A 15,255-nucleotide genomic window follows, 5' to 3' on the forward strand; every position below is an offset into this window, starting at 1 on the left:
GGCTTACATGTAGAAAACTATTTACACTCTGAAACTGTAAGATTTTCTCTGTTTTTCTCAATAGTTTTTTTGCCGACACCTTTAACTTTTGCTAAATCATCTACTGATTTAAAACAACCATTTTTATCTCTAAAAGCTACTATTTGTTCAGCTTTCTTCATACCAATCCCACTTAAAGTTGAAAACTCTTTTTTATCTGCTTTGTTGATATCAACACTAGCAAATAAAAAACCAAAACATAAAATTAAAGCCAATAGTACTCTCATGTAGTACCTCCTTATGAAATTTTACACGAGATTAACATAATATAACTTATATAATTATTATTTTATCTTTATTAGACTGATTTTTAATCAAGTAAACTAGATTCTAAAGTCTTATTATAAAAATAATTAGTAGCTTCTACAAATCCATCTATACTGCCACAGTCAAATCTTTTACCTTTAAATTGATATGCTATGACTTTTCCTTTTTTTGCCATTTCTAAAAGTGCATCAGTTATTTGTATCTCTCCACCAATTCCAGGTTTTGTTTCTTTTATGATTTCAAAAATATCAGGTGTTAGAATATATCTTCCAATAATAGCTAGATTACTTGGGGCATCTTTTGGATCTGGTTTTTCTACCATACTCTCAACTCTATATGTATCATCACTGCCATCTACCAAATGTCCGGCAATTACCCCGTATTTACTAGTCTCTTCAAAAGGAACTTCTTCAATGGCTACTACACAGCAATTATATTTTTCATAAATTTTTACCATTTGAGAGAGTATATCGCCATCACACAAATCATCTGCTAAAATTACTCCAAATGGCTCATTTCCTATAAGGGTTTCTCCAGTTAGTATCGCATGCCCCAAACCCTTCATCTCAATCTGTCTTGTATATGAAAAAGTACACTTATTTATCACATCTCTAATTTCATTCAAATAATGCTCTTTTTTAGTACCTTGTATTTGGTGTTCTAACTCATAACTTATATCAAAATGATCTTCTATCGCTCTTTTTCCTCGCCCTGTTACTATAGCCATAGTTTGACAGCCTGCTTTTATAGCCTCTTCTACTCCATACTGGATAAGTGGTTTTGTTAAAACTGGTAGCATCTCTTTAGGCATTGCTTTTGTAGCAGGCAAAAATCTTGTTCCATAACCTGCAGCTGGAAATAGGCATTTTTTGATTTGCTTCATAATAATACTCTATTTTTTAGTTTTTTATTTAGTATGACTTTTGATTCCTCAACTCCAGGTTGATCATATGCATTTACTCCTATAAGACTAGCAGTAATCGAAGTTAATAGCTCATAATAAAATATAAATTTTCCAATATTTTCTTCATCTATTTCTTCAAGCTCAATCAAATCAACTGGAATATCTCCTTTTTGTACAAGTGCTTCCATGACTGAATCAGCTTGTAGGTTTATGAGTTGATTAAAGCTTAGATTATCAATGAGGTTTAAATTTTCTAACTCTTTTAATTCTATTTTTGGTATATTCAAATCCTCATTAAAATTATTTATCTTCAAAAATGTTACGCTTTTATCTCTAAGGCCTTCGACTATGAGTTGTAAAAATGAGTGCTGATCTTTTGGCCCAATTAATCCTACTGGACTTAAACCTAAATTAAAACTACTATGAAGTTGTTTTTTACCCAAACTCTCACCCCAAAGCTGCACATACCACTCAGCAAAGTATTTAAAACTTTCACTATATATAAAAAGAGCATTTATGTTATATCTCATGGAGTTTTTTGCATAATAAGTTGCTTTTTTAAGAAGTATGTCTTTTAAATATCCATCATTAAAAAAACTATTTTTTACAAAACCAGCACCTTTTAGTAAAGATTTTATATCAACTTCAATAAGACTAAGAGGAGCTAATCCAACATTTGATAAAACTGAAAATCTTCCTCCCACATTTTTTGGAATCTCTAGGCAAAAAGATTTTTTACTCTTAGCATGTTTTTCTAACGGGCTATTTTTGTCTGTCACATAAGTAAATCTGTAATCTTCACTAATATTATTGTTTTTTAATAACTCTAAAATATATTTATATATTGCCATAGTTTCAATCGTTGTTCCTGATTTGCTTACTATGAAAAAGTGAGCATGATTTAATCCTACTTTTTCTAACTCAGCTCTTAGTGCAACTGGATCTGTGCTTTCTAAAAAATGAATTTTTTTAGTAAAATTTTTTATATTTTTTAAAGTCCTATAAATCGCTTTTAAGCCAAGTGAACTCCCACCTATGCCTATGATAACTAGATGAGTTACTTCTTTGTTTTTCTTTTCAAACTCTTTTTTATAATGTTCTAAATCACTTAAATCTTGCTCAGGCAAAGAGTAGTAACCAATGCTTTTTGTTTCATCACAAATAGCTTCATATATACCCTCTTCTGCCATAACATCAAAAAATAATTTATTTGTCATAATCTCACCTTCTTGTGCTTGTCACTCTCTGTGAGAAAAAAATCTACATACCAATCCACAAACTTACCAATCCCCTCATCTATACTAGTTTCAGGTTTATAATCCAAATCTTCTATGAGGTCATTTACATCAGCATAAGTACTAGGAACATCTCCTGCTTGAAGTGGTAACATATTTTTCTTTGCAGTTTTGCCTAGCTTTTTTTCTAATGCTTCTATAAAATCCATAAGCTTTACTGGATTGTTATTTCCTATGTTATATACTTTATATGGAGCAGTTGAATTTGATGGATTAATCTTTTCTTCACTAACACCTTTTGGAGGATTATCTATGACTCTTATAACACCTTCTACTATATCGTCGATGTAAGTAAAATCTCTTTGCATATTACCATAATTAAAAACATCTATACTCTTACCCTCAATAATAGCTTTTGTAAACAAAAACAGTGCCATATCAGGTCTTCCCCATGGTCCATAAACAGTAAAAAATCTAAGTCCAGTTGTTGGAATATCATAAAGATGAGAATAAGTATGAGCCATAAGTTCGTTACTTTTTTTACTAGCTGCATAAAGACTGATAGGATGACTTACATCGTGACTTGTACTAAAAGGTTGAGCTTTATTCAAGCCATAAACACTAGAGCTACTTGCATATGCAAGATGTTTGATATCATAATGCCTGCAACACTCTAAGATATTTAAAAACCCTACGATATTACTTTGTATATAAGCATCAGGATTACTTAGGGAGTATCTAACACCAGCTTGGGCCGCTAGATTGCACACTTTGTCAAACTTTTCTTCTTTAAAAAGCTTTTCTAGATTTTCTTTATCTTCTAAATTTAGCTTTATAAATTTATAATTTGGATATTTTTTACTAGTAATCAACTGATTATAGGCTATATCTTCTCCCTCTTTTAAATCCTCAATGATACCTGTTCTTACTAATCTACCATACTTCACATTTTGGTCATAATAGTCATTTATATTATCTAATCCTACAACCTCATCACCTCTTTCAAGAAGTCTTAAGACTAAATGGCTTCCAATAAAACCTGCTGTTCCGGTTACTAAAATCTTCATAATCTCTTTGCCTTCAAAATAAGCTCGTTTAGTTTCTCTTCATAAAGTTTTGCTTTTTCTTCATCAGTTGATTCAAAACGAGTTACTAAAACAGGAGTTGTATTGCTAGCTCTTACTAAACCCCAACCATCTTCAAATATCACTCTAACTCCATCAACATCCACAATCTCTTTAATCTTAGGAAAATCACTTGGAGGGTTTTTTAGTAACTCTTTTACCCTATCTACCAACTTAAACTTTTCATCTTCCGTTGTTTCTACTTTTATCTCTTCGGTCGAATAAACTTTAGGAAGTTTTGCAATTCTACTGTCTACATGTAAACCATTTTTTATAAGCTCTATCATCCTAAGAGTTGCGTAAATTGCATCATCATAACCAAAATACTTATCGTTGAAAAACAGATGCCCACTAACTTCAGCTGCAAAATCAGCATTTACTTCAGCGATTTTTACCTTTAAATTACTATGACCAGTTTTGTACATGTAAGCTTTTCCATAATTGTTGATAGTATCATACATCACTTGAGAACATTTTACTTCGCCTACAACTTTTGGATTTTTCATTGATTCGCTAAAAAGTATTGCCATTATATCACCTTTGACATTGTTTTTCTTTGTCAAAAAAGCAATCCTATCAGCATCTCCATCATATGCAAATCCATACTCATAATCACCTGCTAACTCTTTTTTTATATCAACTAAATTTTCTTCAACTGTTGGGTCTGGATGGTGATTTGGAAAAGTTCCATCTGGCCTAACAAAAAGTCCTCTACAAGCAAAACCCAATCGCTTAAATATAGGACTAGCAACAACACTAGCTACACCATTGCCACAATCATAAACAAAAGGTACATCAAAACCTTGTAGATGATCAAACTCTTTTACTAAATAATCTATATATCTAACTTTTGCATCTATTTTTTTACATGTAGTATTATCTTCAATCGATAAATCAAGATTTGCTAAAATCTCCCTACCTAAAGCATAAATATCTTCTCCAAAAAAAGGCTTTTTATCCATAGTAATTTTAAATCCATTATACTCACTTGGATTGTGAGAGCCTGTAATCATCACTGAAGCATTTGGGCTAATTCCATCAAATGTTTGATAATTTGAAAAATAATTAACAGGAGTTGCCACAAGACCCATACTCAACACTTCACAACCAGCCTTGTTAAATCCACTAGTAAGCCAATCATGCAATATAGGCGAATGACTCCTAGCATCATAACCAATAGCCACAATCCCACCAAGTTTTTTTACATGTAAACCTAAAAAATAGCCAATAAGCTTTACAACCTGTTCATTTAACTCTTTTTCAAAAATCCCTCTAATGTCATACTCTCTGAAGATATTATTCATCTTGCACCCTTTCGTGAAACAACTACTTTTAATGTTTTAAAAAATATAATAATATCCATCCATAATGACCAATTTTGTATGTACCATACATCTAGTTTTTTTCTCTCATCAAATGTAAGTTCATTGCGACCACTAACCTGCCAAAGTCCACTTATACCTGGTTTAGCTCTTAATATCATATTTATTTCTTTTTTCATTTTGTGCTCTTCATTTGGCATATATGGTCTTGGCCCGATTAGATTCATTTCACCTTTTATTACATTTATAATTTGAGGTATTTCATCCAATGAGGTTTTTCTTAAGAAATATCCTACATTAGTAATCCTTGGATCATTTTTATATTTATGATATTTGTCATAATATAATTTTTCAAATTTATTTTTTTCTAAATACTCTTGTAAAATACTATCACCATTTTCATACATGGTTCTGTATTTATAACATTCAAATATTTTGCCATTTTTACCTAATCTTTTTTGTTTAAAAAAAACCTTTCCTGATGAATCTCTTTTTATAAGACATACAATAACTAAATGTAAAATTAACAAAAATGGCACAATCAACAAAACTAAAAACTTTTCAAATAAATTCTTAATAAATAAATTTATAGGCTTTAAAAGATTATTTTGCATTTTGATAGCTGATGCTCTTATATTAAAATACTCTAAAATTTCTGATTGAGAAAAATTAATATTTTCCATATAAGGTAGTAAATATATATCTCTTATAAACTTAGAGTATCTTCTTATATATGCTTCTATACTTTTTATAGGAACATCTTTAGATGCTACAAAAATAACTTCTGGATTATCTTTAACAACTTTAAAACCTAGATACCAATTTAATAAAAACTCCTTTTCAAATTTATTCTTTTGCTCTTCATTTCCTATAATCTTTACTCTTGTTTTAAAAAAATCAAATATATATACAACTCTTTTAATGATTCTTTTATAAATTGGAAATAATAAAATTAGTACTATAAAATAACATATAAAAATATCTTTTGATAAATAAAAATCAAATAAATAAAATGTGGATAGGATAAGGAATGATAAAAGTATGGATTTTAAAATAACTTTTGTTTCTTCCCAAAAATCAAAATTATTTATATAAATTTTTCCTATAAACAAAAGTGAAAGAATAAATACAAAAATTAAAATAATTTTTGAAGAAATTTCTTGGTTAAATATAATATTGTTTATAACAAAAAAAAGAAACAAAAGAAACAAAAGATCAAGCACTACCAATAAAGCACTTGTAATAATCTTTTTCATAAAGCCTCTTTTACATAGTATTTAAAAAGATATCATCTAAATGAGATATATTTTGTGTATTTAATTCTCCTAGGTATTGAAGTAAGATTGCATATGAATCTAAATATTGATATGTAGCATCAATGAGTTTAAATTTTGATTCATATAACTTTGCCTTAGCATCTTCAACATCAATTAAACTTTTTAAACCTTTCTCATAACCTTTTGTGACTGAATGCAGATATAGCTCCGCTAATTTTATTGAGTTTTTATAAAGTAACACACTTTCTTTTGCATTTTTCAATTTAACAACTACTTCTTCATAATCAGAAATTATACTATTTTTAATGTCCTCAACAGAATAATTTGCCGAACTTAAAATATATTTAGATTGAACTATTTTAGACCTCCTATATCCTCCTTGATAGAGTGGTAAACTAAAATTTAACATTATTGTTGATTCGTCTTTATAATCTGAATATACATTTGCATTATCGTACTTTGAATAAGATGCTGATAAATCAACTTTAGGTTTGTATAAATTATAAGAATTTTCTATCTCTTTTTTTGATAATTCAATATTTAATTTTGCCTTTTTTAGTTCTAAATTATGAGCATACAAATAATCATATGAAAAATTAAACGATAAACTGTCAATATTAACTTTTTCAAAATTTATATCAGCTAATTTAAAATCTTTCAAGCCCACTAAGTCTTTAAATTTTAATTTTGCCAAATCTATATTATGCTTTTCTTCATTAATTTTTACTTTTGACTGGTCAAGCGTTAATTTAGCTTCAAAATAATCCATCTTATTTGCTAGTCTTTTTTCATACATTTTTTTAATTTGCTCATATCTTATTTTATTGGCTTCATAATAAGACTTGGCTACATGTAGTGAATTTTTGGCCCTTATAATTGATATATAAGCCCTTATCACATTATATGCAAGTTCTTGTTCTTTTTGACTGAGATACAAAGAAGAATATTTATACTTTAACTCAGATTGATCAATTGCATTAAAATATTCTGGATGATAAATTGGTATCTTAGATGAAATTGTACCCTTATAATATTTCTCTTCCCTATTGTTTCCATTATAATTAAGCTTATAATTTCTCTGTAAGCCTGATATAGAAAAATCAATCTTTGGAAATAATCTTGATTTTGCTTGATTTATATCTTCTTTTTTTGCCAATGTTTGAAATTCATACGATTTTAAATCTGGTTTATAATTTTTTGCAGCATCGTATGAAAATAATAAACTTAATTCACCATTTGCAAGCACTGAATTAGTAATTATTAAATATAAAAATATTAATATAATTTTAACGTTTAATTTATTCATATATTCCTCTTATTATAAATTTTATTCTTCAAGAAAAGCCTTATTTATCATCAATGTCAATGGTTTTACTAAATACTCTAGCATTGTTTGTGAACCTATTTTTATAACTACACTTGCTGGCATTCCAGCTAATAGCTTAAGGTTTTCTTTTCTTAGAGTTTCTTCGCCTTCTTTGTCTACAATTAATTTTACAGTATAGAAACTATGCCCATCTTTATTTGTAGTGCTATCTGCTGCAACAAATATAACTTCACCTTCTATATTCTTTATAAACCTTCCTTTCATCTGAAATGCAGGAAATGTCATATTGGCTTTTAATCCAACCTTAACATAATCAATATATTGAGGTTGAAGCATAGCTTCTATAATCAATTTAGAGTTTTCGGGAACTATATACATAATCGGTTTACCAGGTGCAATTACAGCTCCTATTGTATGTATTTGCATATCAAGTACTGTACCACTAACAGGGGCTTTGATATTGGTTCTAGATAATGTATCTTTTATCCTAATCATTCTTGCTTTCATATCTTCAATAGAAGTAGTTGTTTTTCTAAGTTCACTTTTTATTTTTCTAAAAAAAGATTCTTCATCTAGCAAAAGCTGAGTTTTTGTTTCGTCTATTTGGATATTGGCTTTTATTATATCAGATTCATTTCTAGCAATTTCTGCTTTTAAAGACTCTATCTTTCTCTCAACCTCTCTTAATTTAATTTTATCTATAAGATGTTCTTCATACAAATCTTGCTGTTCTTTTAGTTCATTTTCGTATGATTTTAAAAGTGATTTATTGCTTGAAATTGTTTGATTTAAACTTTCAATTTGTTTGCTTAAAGAATCAATTTTTTGTTTAGTAATTATTTTTTCTTTTTCAAAAGAACTTTTATCATTTTTATAAATTTCAAGTTGAGTTTTGACAAGTTTTTCTCTTTGTGTTTTTTCTAGCTTATCTAATTCTTCTGAAAAAGAAATCTTTGCAAAATTATTATTTTCAGCTATAAGTCTACTTTGAGTCGCAAGAGCATCAAAATAATTTGCTTCTATAGAAAGCAATTCAGACTTTGCTTTTTTAGTACTTAAACTAATAAGCAAATCTCCTTTTTTTACTTTATCTCCATCTTTAACATAAATTTTTTCAACTATACCTCCTTCTAAATGTTGAATAACCTTTTTGTTAGATTCAACAACAACTTGACCTGGAAGAGGAACACCTGTATCCATTGGGGCAAAAGATGCCCAGATTCCAAAAATACCAAAAACAATGAAAATAGCACTCAAACCAATTTTTATATATTTTTTATCATTTGTATCTGGCAATACACTATCAATAGAGTTATTTGATTTCACTATTTTTCTCCTGGCTTTGTCATTTTAGGAACACTCATCTGAGGTTTGCTTTGCTGGGTTACAGCTGATTGTTGTGGCTTAGGCTGTAATGCCTTTAATACTTCATCTCTTTTACCATATGCACTTAAAGTACCTTGAGCCAATATGGCGATACTATCAACAGCAGCTAAAATATTAGGCCTATGAGTAATAAGTATAATTGTACTTTTATTTTCTTTCATAGCTAAAATTGTAGCTAAAAGAGCTTTTTCACCTTCCTCATCTAAATTAGAATTTGGTTCATCTAAAACAATCAACGGAGGCTTTTTATAAACTGCTCTTGCTAGTCCGATCCTTTGTCTTTGCCCTCCAGAGAGTGTAGCACCACCAACTCCAACAATGGTATCATAACCTTGAGGTAATCTCAAAATCATGTCATGCACGCCAGCAATTTTTGCTGCTTCTACTACTTCTTTAGGATCTAATTCCCCAAATCTACTAATATTTTCACTTATACTACCTTCAAAAAGTTCAATATCTTGTGGTAAATACCCAATATATTGTCCTAGTTCTATACTATTCCATCTATGTACATCTGCACCATCGAGTCTTACTTTTCCATTGTGAACTGGCCATACTCCAAGAATTGCTCTTGCTAATGTAGATTTTCCTGATGCACTAGGACCAATAATACCAACTGTTGTACCTGCAGGGATAAGCATATTGATACCTTTTAAAGTTGGTATATTTGAATTAGGCGGAGCTACTACTATATTTTCAACTCTTATTTCTCCCTTTGGGGCAGGTAATTGCATAGGTTCAGGAATCTCTGGAAAATGAGCCAAAAGGTTATTTAACCTTTTATATGCTCCTCTTGCATCTGAAAAACCTTTCCATGTATTTGTTAGTAAATCAAGTGGTTGAAGGGCTCTTCCCATGAGAACAGCACCTGCAATAATCATACCTGGAGATATCAACCCTTCTATTGCTAGATAAGCACCTACACCATAAGTTAAAGACTGAAAAAGTTGCCTTAGAGATTTACTCATATTTGCCCATTTTCCTGCGTTATCACTAGCTTCTGATTGAATTGATAAAAATTTTAAATGTTTTTGAAGCCATCTATATTTAATATTTTCATTCATACCCATAGCATGGATAATCTCTGCATTTGCTATGTTTTTATTGATATAGCCTAATGACTGATTATTTAACTTATTTGCTTCTTCTAAAGCTTTTTTTGTAGTTTTTTCGTTTAGCATTGTTATAGTAAATATAACAATAGCAGCAAAGATAGTAAATACAGCAAACCAAGGGCTAAAAAGATACATTACAAACAAATATATTGGAAACCAAGGCGAATCAAAAAATGCAAATACTCCATTTCCTGTCATAAATTGCCTAACTTTTGTCAAGTCAGCTAAGGGTTGAGATGAAGACTTACCCGGAGTTAATCTAGCTAGATGAAAAATAACATCAAATAAATGGGCATTTAAATCTAAATCTATTTTATTACCAATTCTAACTAATATTCTAGACCTTATAACTTCCAAAAAACCAAGTGTTGCAAACATAACTATGACTATCAATGTAAGTAATGCTAAGGTTTCAAGACTTCTACTTGACATAACCCTATCATAAACTTGGAGCATATAAATAGAAGGCACTAGCATTAGCATATTTATAAACATACTAAATAGTCCAACATAAAAAAACGATTTTTTAGTATTTTTTAGTGCTTGTTCAAGTTGAGTTATTGCAACTTTTCTAGCTTGGTTTGGATTCATTTTTTTTCCTAATTTTTAGTTTGTTGATTTTGACTAGCTAATTTAAATAAAATTTCTATTTTAGATAATGATTCAAGGTGTTTATCAATAAAAGTTATAATTCCTTTTCTAACCCATAACGCTAAAGTTTCATCATCTAGCGCATTCAATTTATCTTTATTTACAACTTGAAAACCATTTATTAAAACCTTTTTTTCTTCACCCTCACCTACACTAATTTCTCTATCTTCTAATATACCTGAATCTTTAATGGCTTTAATAACAGCTTGTGTATTTAAGTTTTGTTTTTCATAGTCAGTTAAAAAGTTAATAGCATTTTTTAATACCTCAGTTTGCTCGCCTTCCTTATTAAACAGCTGTTTACCTTTAGATTTACTAACATTACTAGCTTCTTCATCTATCAGTATAACTTTTTGTTCACTATCTTCTTTTGTGTTTGCTAATGAAAATGGGTATTTTCTTAAAAAAGCTGGAACATATCTTGATATATATTTTCCTTCGTCATTGATAGCTAAATTTTCCTTACCCAATGAAGTTAAAGCTACAAGCGATGGTATTTCATCTGATGTAAAAACAACAGGAAATATTTCAGACACCATTGCTATCTCATTTGCTAAAATTGGAATAAATTTTAAATCTTTAGCAAAATTTAAATTTTCTAATGGAGTAACTTTTAAAGACTTGTGCTTTTCTTTGTCTAAAACTACTAATTTATTGTACATATCTTTTCCTTCTTTCTCTTTTTGATTTTTTTTATTTTTAGGGCGACCTCTTTTTTTTAAAATTGTATCACCAACTCTTTCTTCTATCTTTTTATAAAATTCAGGCGAACCTGTCAAAGTTTGTTTATCTAAATTATTTTTTATAAAATTCATTAAATCCTTATCTAAAATAAATTTATTAAAACTTTTTTTATATAATAAAGATCTATCTTTTGAATCTTTACCCAATAATTTATACATTTCATTCTCTCTTATTATCGGGTCATAGTTTGCATATGCATTTTTTGAATGACTAGTAAACTTAAAAGGATTTTGCTTATCTATTTTACATTCTCTTAATGAAAATGATTCTATATAACTCATAACTGACAATATAAACTTATCTTCAACTAAAGAACTTTTGTACCTACCTTCCCATAAAGTACCATTTCTATTATATTTTTTATTATAATAATTAATATAATTCAAATTTAAACTCTGCATAAATCTTGATAAACTATCTTTTTGGCCAAACATTCCAAGCAAATGTATATACTCAGTAGATAAAGAATATGAATGTATATCTACATGTAAATTAGAACTCAATTTTTCAAGAAGTGATAAATAAAAGTTATAATCCTCTTCATCTTTAAAAATAGCTTCTTTATTAAGGCTCTTAACAACAATGAGTAAAGCAACATCTTCAAAAAACAATCTAATTTTTCTTGCCAAAATAAATTTCCTTTATTTAATAAGAGAAGTATATCTGTAAAATACTTTAAATTTTATTAAAAACGACTCTGACCCTAATTAATATAATTTATTATACCCCATTCGTAAGTTGGAGAAGAGTTAATTAATAATTTTACTACTTTTTGAAAAATTGACTTATCTAAGGTGGCTTTGGCGAAAATATTATGTTCTAAAGATTTAAAAACAATCTCAATAGCATTGTCGTAGTTCTTAAAGCCAACGCTTTCTAATAAAATTGGTGTTTTAAAAGTCAAATTAAATGTTGTATTATCTGTATTTTTTGTATTATCGTTTTTTTCATTACTATAGTCTTCACTAACATAGTCAAAAAAATGTGGTAATAATTTTAATAAAAAGCTTCTTGTTATCCAAAAATCTACTCTATTTTCTATTTCTTCATAATTTATTGTTAGTAATAACCTGTCTTCTTTGGAAATATAATTACACGTGAATGTCTTTGCAGTAATAACCTTGGGATTGTTCATATGTGTACTTTTTTAGTGGAGCTGGTGAACGGACTTGAACCGCCGACCTGCTGTTTACAAGACAGCTGCTCTACCAACTGAGCTACACCAGCACTTATTTCTTTTGAATGTGGATTTTATCTCTTTTTATATTAAATTACAATAAATTGTTAAAACTTTTGTTAGATATCTGATATTTTTAACTTTCTAGGCTATTTTAAATACTTTGAAATCATAGTTCTGGAAATATTTAAAAAATTTGCAATTTCAGCTTTAGTATACCCGTACTCATATGCTTTTTTTATATTTTTCAACCTGTTTATATCTCTATCATTTTCAAAAAATTTTTCAATTCTTATATCTAAAATTTCAACTCCTCCACTTTCTTTTATTACATATTTTGGTTCAGTATAAACTTTATTTATGTACTCTTCACTAATGTCTGTGTTCAAATAACTATAATAATCTTTTATTTTCATACTCAATATTTTTGATTTTTCTATTAGACTAAAGTATTTTTGTTTATGAATATATTGAAAAAGTGATTGATACTTATAATCTTCTATTTTTTTTATAATATTTGCTTTTATTGGATTTCTTTCTATATACTTTGTAACAATCCAAAAATGTTCTTCATCAAATAAATAATTTGAAAAAAATCTACTCTGCCAAAGGTGTCCGTTTCTTTTGTATTTTTTATTAAAATAACTTGCATAGTTTGCATTTAGATACCTTATGGCTTGAGATATATTAGTCTCGGTAGTCTCTAAAAGCAAATGGTAATGATTATTCATAAGACAATATGAATGTACTGTTATCTTATATCTTTTTGATACAAATAATAAGATATCTAAAAATGATTCAAAATCCTCCACATCAAAAAAAATCTTCCTCCTTTCTACACCCCTATTTATAATATGATAATAACCAGGAGATGTTATACGGTATCTTCTTGGCATTCTTTATTTAAAGTACCTGACCCCTGTTGTAGAAGGTGATGGGACTAGATGTTTTTTGCATGCGTATGGATTCAACTGCTGTAATTTATGGTATAATTTGCTCAAATATAGGAGACGATTATGACAAAAGAAGATATACTTTTTTTTCTTAGAAACCATAAACAAACTTTACGAGAAAAATATGCTATAACACAAATAGGTCTGTTTGGTTCTTATGCTAGAGATGAAGCTACAGAAGATAGTGATATTGACTTAGCTATTTCTTCTTCAAAAAAAGATTTTTTTTTACGTGAAGATTTAAAAGAATATCTCCAAGAACATTTCAAAAAACCTATAGATGTAGGATATTTTGATAGCTTTCGAGCATTCTATAAAGATAAAATATCTAAAGAAATTCTTTATGCATAATAAAAATATTAGAAATGTTGAACTATTTATACTCGATGTTTTTATCTCCATTTATAAAATAAAAACTTATACCAACTCATTTGAAGATGGATATGATTTACAAAGTAGTTCTCTTCACTGGGATGCAACTATTAGATCATTTGAAATAATAGGTGAAGCTTGAAATCATCTCTTATCTGATAGTGATTTTGAGTCTGTAGCACCTTTATACTTTCGTAAAATTGTAAACTTTAGAAATGTTATTGTTCATGGTTACTTTGGAATAGATGCTGACGAGGTTTGGGACATCATAGCTAACAAACTAGATAATTTAAATCATGATTTATACCAAATTGTCAACAAACACTATGATTTAAATCAAGCTATTGAACTTACAATTGAAGAATATATCAAGCTAAACGATAAAAATACTGTTGAGTACCTACAAACTGTTTCAGCTGTACTTCAAACTATTAAACATCAGTAGTTTTACCTGATCATCGCTCCCCTAATATCATCATCTGTAGGCTTAATGTACCTCTTGCCTCTTCAAAAATCTTTTGCAAAAGGTCATTTAAAGGTTTATCTACCTTATTTACTATATAACCATTTTTTATCCATATATAATAACTGCTTCTTGTAACTTGAAACAATCTACACATTAGTTTTATTGAGAAACTCTTCCCGTGCTCTTTAATCCATGTATACTTTAGAGAGTTTCTTTGGCGAAGTATGCGGCTGCCTTTTTTAAAATTTCTCTCTCCTGTTTAAGTATCTTATTCTCAGCCCTTAAACGCTTGAGTTCTTCTTCATGGGACTCTTTCAAAGAATTAGTCTTCTTAAAATGTGCACCTCTTCCTTCAATCGGAATATTGTTTTTTATTTTATAAGCTCTTATCCAGCTATACAAGGTTTTTTCATGAATACCCAAATCATCAGAAACTTCTCGAATGGATCTTGAATTATTTAAAATTAACTGCATTGTTGAAGCTCTAAACTCTTCACTATATTGACTTCTTGACATAATCTTCCTTCTATCACTAATTTTAACTCAGAATTACTTAATTTCTGTGTCCTATTTAGTGTAGCCAGATCATCCAAAAGAGGTAATATTTTTGCATCATCTATTTTTATGTATTTTCTTTTTTTATCCTTGTTTATAATTCTTAGATAATAAGTTTTTCTTCCTGAACTTTTTACATCTAGTATAAATCCATTAATTGAATCATCATAAAACTCTTGTTTAGATTTTCCTTTTTCACACTCAATTCTTTTAACAAATCCTTGTGTTAATTTAGCCATGTCATCACCTTTTTTGTTCTGACTCACAACAATATAACAAAAGAGCTGAAGAAGTCAAGTAAAAATTGACTGTCTGCATATAGTCTGCAAAAATAGATCTTA

17 protein-coding genes and 1 tRNA gene are annotated in these 15,255 nt (G+C 28.7%); 3 read left to right on the forward strand and 15 right to left on the reverse strand.

The genetic code is table 11. The annotated features are described in order from the left end of the window. Positions 1-17: 17 nt before the first annotated feature. From ACKGJI_RS08730 to ACKGJI_RS08790, 13 genes are all read right to left on the reverse strand, one after another. Complete coding sequence (locus ACKGJI_RS08730; RefSeq protein ID WP_458699902.1) at positions 18-266, reverse strand: ComEA family DNA-binding protein; 249 nt, start codon at positions 264-266, stop codon at positions 18-20. Positions 267-349: 83 nt separating this feature from the next. Then, complete coding sequence (gene galU, locus ACKGJI_RS08735; RefSeq protein ID WP_458699903.1) at positions 350-1,189, reverse strand: UTP--glucose-1-phosphate uridylyltransferase GalU; 840 nt, start codon at positions 1,187-1,189, stop codon at positions 350-352. After that, positions 1,186-2,427 (reverse strand): glucose-6-phosphate isomerase, encoded by a 1,242-nt coding sequence (locus tag ACKGJI_RS08740; protein WP_458699904.1) that lies wholly within the window; start codon positions 2,425-2,427, stop codon positions 1,186-1,188. The genes galU and ACKGJI_RS08740 overlap by 4 nt, the downstream gene beginning before the upstream one ends. Continuing rightward, positions 2,424-3,512 (reverse strand): NAD-dependent epimerase, encoded by a 1,089-nt coding sequence (locus ACKGJI_RS08745; RefSeq protein ID WP_458699905.1) that lies wholly within the window; start codon positions 3,510-3,512, stop codon positions 2,424-2,426. Before ACKGJI_RS08745 ends, ACKGJI_RS08740 begins: the two co-directional genes overlap by 4 nt. After that, a complete protein-coding gene (locus tag ACKGJI_RS08750) occupies positions 3,509-4,873 on the reverse strand; it encodes a phosphomannomutase/phosphoglucomutase (protein WP_458699906.1) in 1,365 nt (454 codons plus the stop codon). The genes ACKGJI_RS08745 and ACKGJI_RS08750 overlap by 4 nt, the downstream gene beginning before the upstream one ends. Continuing rightward, on the reverse strand, positions 4,870-6,147 hold the full coding sequence (locus ACKGJI_RS08755) for a sugar transferase (protein WP_458699907.1): 1,278 nt from the start codon (positions 6,145-6,147) through the stop codon (positions 4,870-4,872). Before ACKGJI_RS08755 ends, ACKGJI_RS08750 begins: the two co-directional genes overlap by 4 nt. Positions 6,148-6,157: 10 nt before the next feature. After that, a complete protein-coding gene (locus tag ACKGJI_RS08760; protein ID WP_458699908.1) occupies positions 6,158-7,474 on the reverse strand; it encodes a TolC family protein in 1,317 nt (438 codons plus the stop codon). A gap of 21 nt (positions 7,475-7,495) precedes the next feature. Further along, a complete protein-coding gene (locus tag ACKGJI_RS08765; RefSeq protein ID WP_458699909.1) occupies positions 7,496-8,821 on the reverse strand; it encodes an HlyD family type I secretion periplasmic adaptor subunit in 1,326 nt (441 codons plus the stop codon). Next, positions 8,821-10,587 (reverse strand): type I secretion system permease/ATPase, encoded by a 1,767-nt coding sequence (locus ACKGJI_RS08770; RefSeq protein WP_458699910.1) that lies wholly within the window; start codon positions 10,585-10,587, stop codon positions 8,821-8,823. Before ACKGJI_RS08770 ends, ACKGJI_RS08765 begins: the two co-directional genes overlap by 1 nt. Positions 10,588-10,595: 8 nt before the next feature. Then, positions 10,596-12,020: a SapC family protein gene (locus ACKGJI_RS08775; protein WP_458699911.1), complete on the reverse strand. Its 1,425-nt coding sequence runs from the start codon at positions 12,018-12,020 to the stop codon at positions 10,596-10,598. A gap of 74 nt (positions 12,021-12,094) precedes the next feature. Then, positions 12,095-12,526: a hypothetical protein gene (locus tag ACKGJI_RS08780; protein WP_458699912.1), complete on the reverse strand. Its 432-nt coding sequence runs from the start codon at positions 12,524-12,526 to the stop codon at positions 12,095-12,097. A gap of 16 nt (positions 12,527-12,542) precedes the next feature. Beyond that, positions 12,543-12,618: transfer RNA gene (locus ACKGJI_RS08785), tRNA-Thr, on the reverse strand. A gap of 99 nt (positions 12,619-12,717) precedes the next feature. Further along, positions 12,718-13,464, reverse strand: coding sequence for a transposase (locus ACKGJI_RS08790; protein ID WP_458699913.1), 747 nt, complete (start codon positions 13,462-13,464; stop codon positions 12,718-12,720). A 120-nt stretch (positions 13,465-13,584) separates the two neighbouring features. Here ACKGJI_RS08790 and ACKGJI_RS08795 point away from each other — a divergent pair, with 120 nt between their 5' ends. The 3 genes from ACKGJI_RS08795 to ACKGJI_RS08805 are packed head-to-tail and all read left to right on the forward strand — an operon-like array spanning position 13,585 to position 14,338. Continuing rightward, positions 13,585-13,872, forward strand: coding sequence for a nucleotidyltransferase family protein (locus tag ACKGJI_RS08795; protein ID WP_458699914.1), 288 nt, complete (start codon positions 13,585-13,587; stop codon positions 13,870-13,872). Then, the gene (locus ACKGJI_RS08800; RefSeq protein WP_458699915.1) at positions 13,865-14,035 is read left to right on the forward strand and encodes a ribonuclease HepT family protein; all 171 of its coding nucleotides are present in this window, start codon (positions 13,865-13,867) and stop codon (positions 14,033-14,035) included. The genes ACKGJI_RS08795 and ACKGJI_RS08800 overlap by 8 nt, the downstream gene beginning before the upstream one ends. A gap of 57 nt (positions 14,036-14,092) precedes the next feature. Beyond that, positions 14,093-14,338, forward strand: a complete 246-nt coding sequence (locus ACKGJI_RS08805; protein WP_458701720.1) for a HepT-like ribonuclease domain-containing protein — start codon at positions 14,093-14,095, stop codon at positions 14,336-14,338. Between the two features lie 222 nt (positions 14,339-14,560). Here ACKGJI_RS08805 and ACKGJI_RS08810 read toward each other — a convergent pair whose 3' ends face one another. Together ACKGJI_RS08810 and ACKGJI_RS08815 are read right to left on the reverse strand one after the other, a co-directional pair. After that, a complete protein-coding gene (locus tag ACKGJI_RS08810; RefSeq protein ID WP_458699916.1) occupies positions 14,561-14,875 on the reverse strand; it encodes a transposase in 315 nt (104 codons plus the stop codon). Next, positions 14,824-15,153 carry a hypothetical protein gene (locus ACKGJI_RS08815; RefSeq protein WP_458699917.1) on the reverse strand — a complete coding sequence of 110 codons (330 nt, stop codon included), beginning with the start codon at positions 15,151-15,153 and terminating at the stop codon, positions 14,824-14,826. The genes ACKGJI_RS08810 and ACKGJI_RS08815 overlap by 52 nt, the downstream gene beginning before the upstream one ends. Positions 15,154-15,255 lie beyond the last annotated feature (102 nt).

Source organism: Sulfurospirillum sp. 1307 (assembly GCF_054408545.1).

Excerpts from the sequence above, each read along its gene's own strand:
- ACKGJI_RS08745 (WP_458699905.1), bottom strand. The coding sequence starts at position 3,512 with ATGAAGATTTTAGTAACCGGAACAGCAGGTTTTATTGGAAGCCATTTA.
- ACKGJI_RS08810 (WP_458699916.1), bottom strand. The coding sequence starts at position 14,875 with ATGTCAAGAAGTCAATATAGTGAAGAGTTTAGAGCTTCAACAATGCAG.
- ACKGJI_RS08780 (WP_458699912.1), bottom strand. The coding sequence starts at position 12,526 with ATGAACAATCCCAAGGTTATTACTGCAAAGACATTCACGTGTAATTAT.
- galU (WP_458699903.1), bottom strand. The coding sequence starts at position 1,189 with ATGAAGCAAATCAAAAAATGCCTATTTCCAGCTGCAGGTTATGGAACA.
- ACKGJI_RS08800 (WP_458699915.1), top strand. The coding sequence starts at position 13,865 with ATGCATAATAAAAATATTAGAAATGTTGAACTATTTATACTCGATGTT.
- ACKGJI_RS08750 (WP_458699906.1), bottom strand. The coding sequence starts at position 4,873 with ATGAATAATATCTTCAGAGAGTATGACATTAGAGGGATTTTTGAAAAA.
- ACKGJI_RS08790 (WP_458699913.1), bottom strand. The coding sequence starts at position 13,464 with ATGCCAAGAAGATACCGTATAACATCTCCTGGTTATTATCATATTATA.
- ACKGJI_RS08770 (WP_458699910.1), bottom strand. The coding sequence starts at position 10,587 with ATGAATCCAAACCAAGCTAGAAAAGTTGCAATAACTCAACTTGAACAA.
- ACKGJI_RS08815 (WP_458699917.1), bottom strand. The coding sequence starts at position 15,153 with ATGGCTAAATTAACACAAGGATTTGTTAAAAGAATTGAGTGTGAAAAA.
- ACKGJI_RS08730 (WP_458699902.1), bottom strand. The coding sequence starts at position 266 with ATGAGAGTACTATTGGCTTTAATTTTATGTTTTGGTTTTTTATTTGCT.
- ACKGJI_RS08760 (WP_458699908.1), bottom strand. The coding sequence starts at position 7,474 with ATGAATAAATTAAACGTTAAAATTATATTAATATTTTTATATTTAATA.
- ACKGJI_RS08740 (WP_458699904.1), bottom strand. The coding sequence starts at position 2,427 with ATGACAAATAAATTATTTTTTGATGTTATGGCAGAAGAGGGTATATAT.
- ACKGJI_RS08755 (WP_458699907.1), bottom strand. The coding sequence starts at position 6,147 with ATGAAAAAGATTATTACAAGTGCTTTATTGGTAGTGCTTGATCTTTTG.
- ACKGJI_RS08795 (WP_458699914.1), top strand. The coding sequence starts at position 13,585 with ATGACAAAAGAAGATATACTTTTTTTTCTTAGAAACCATAAACAAACT.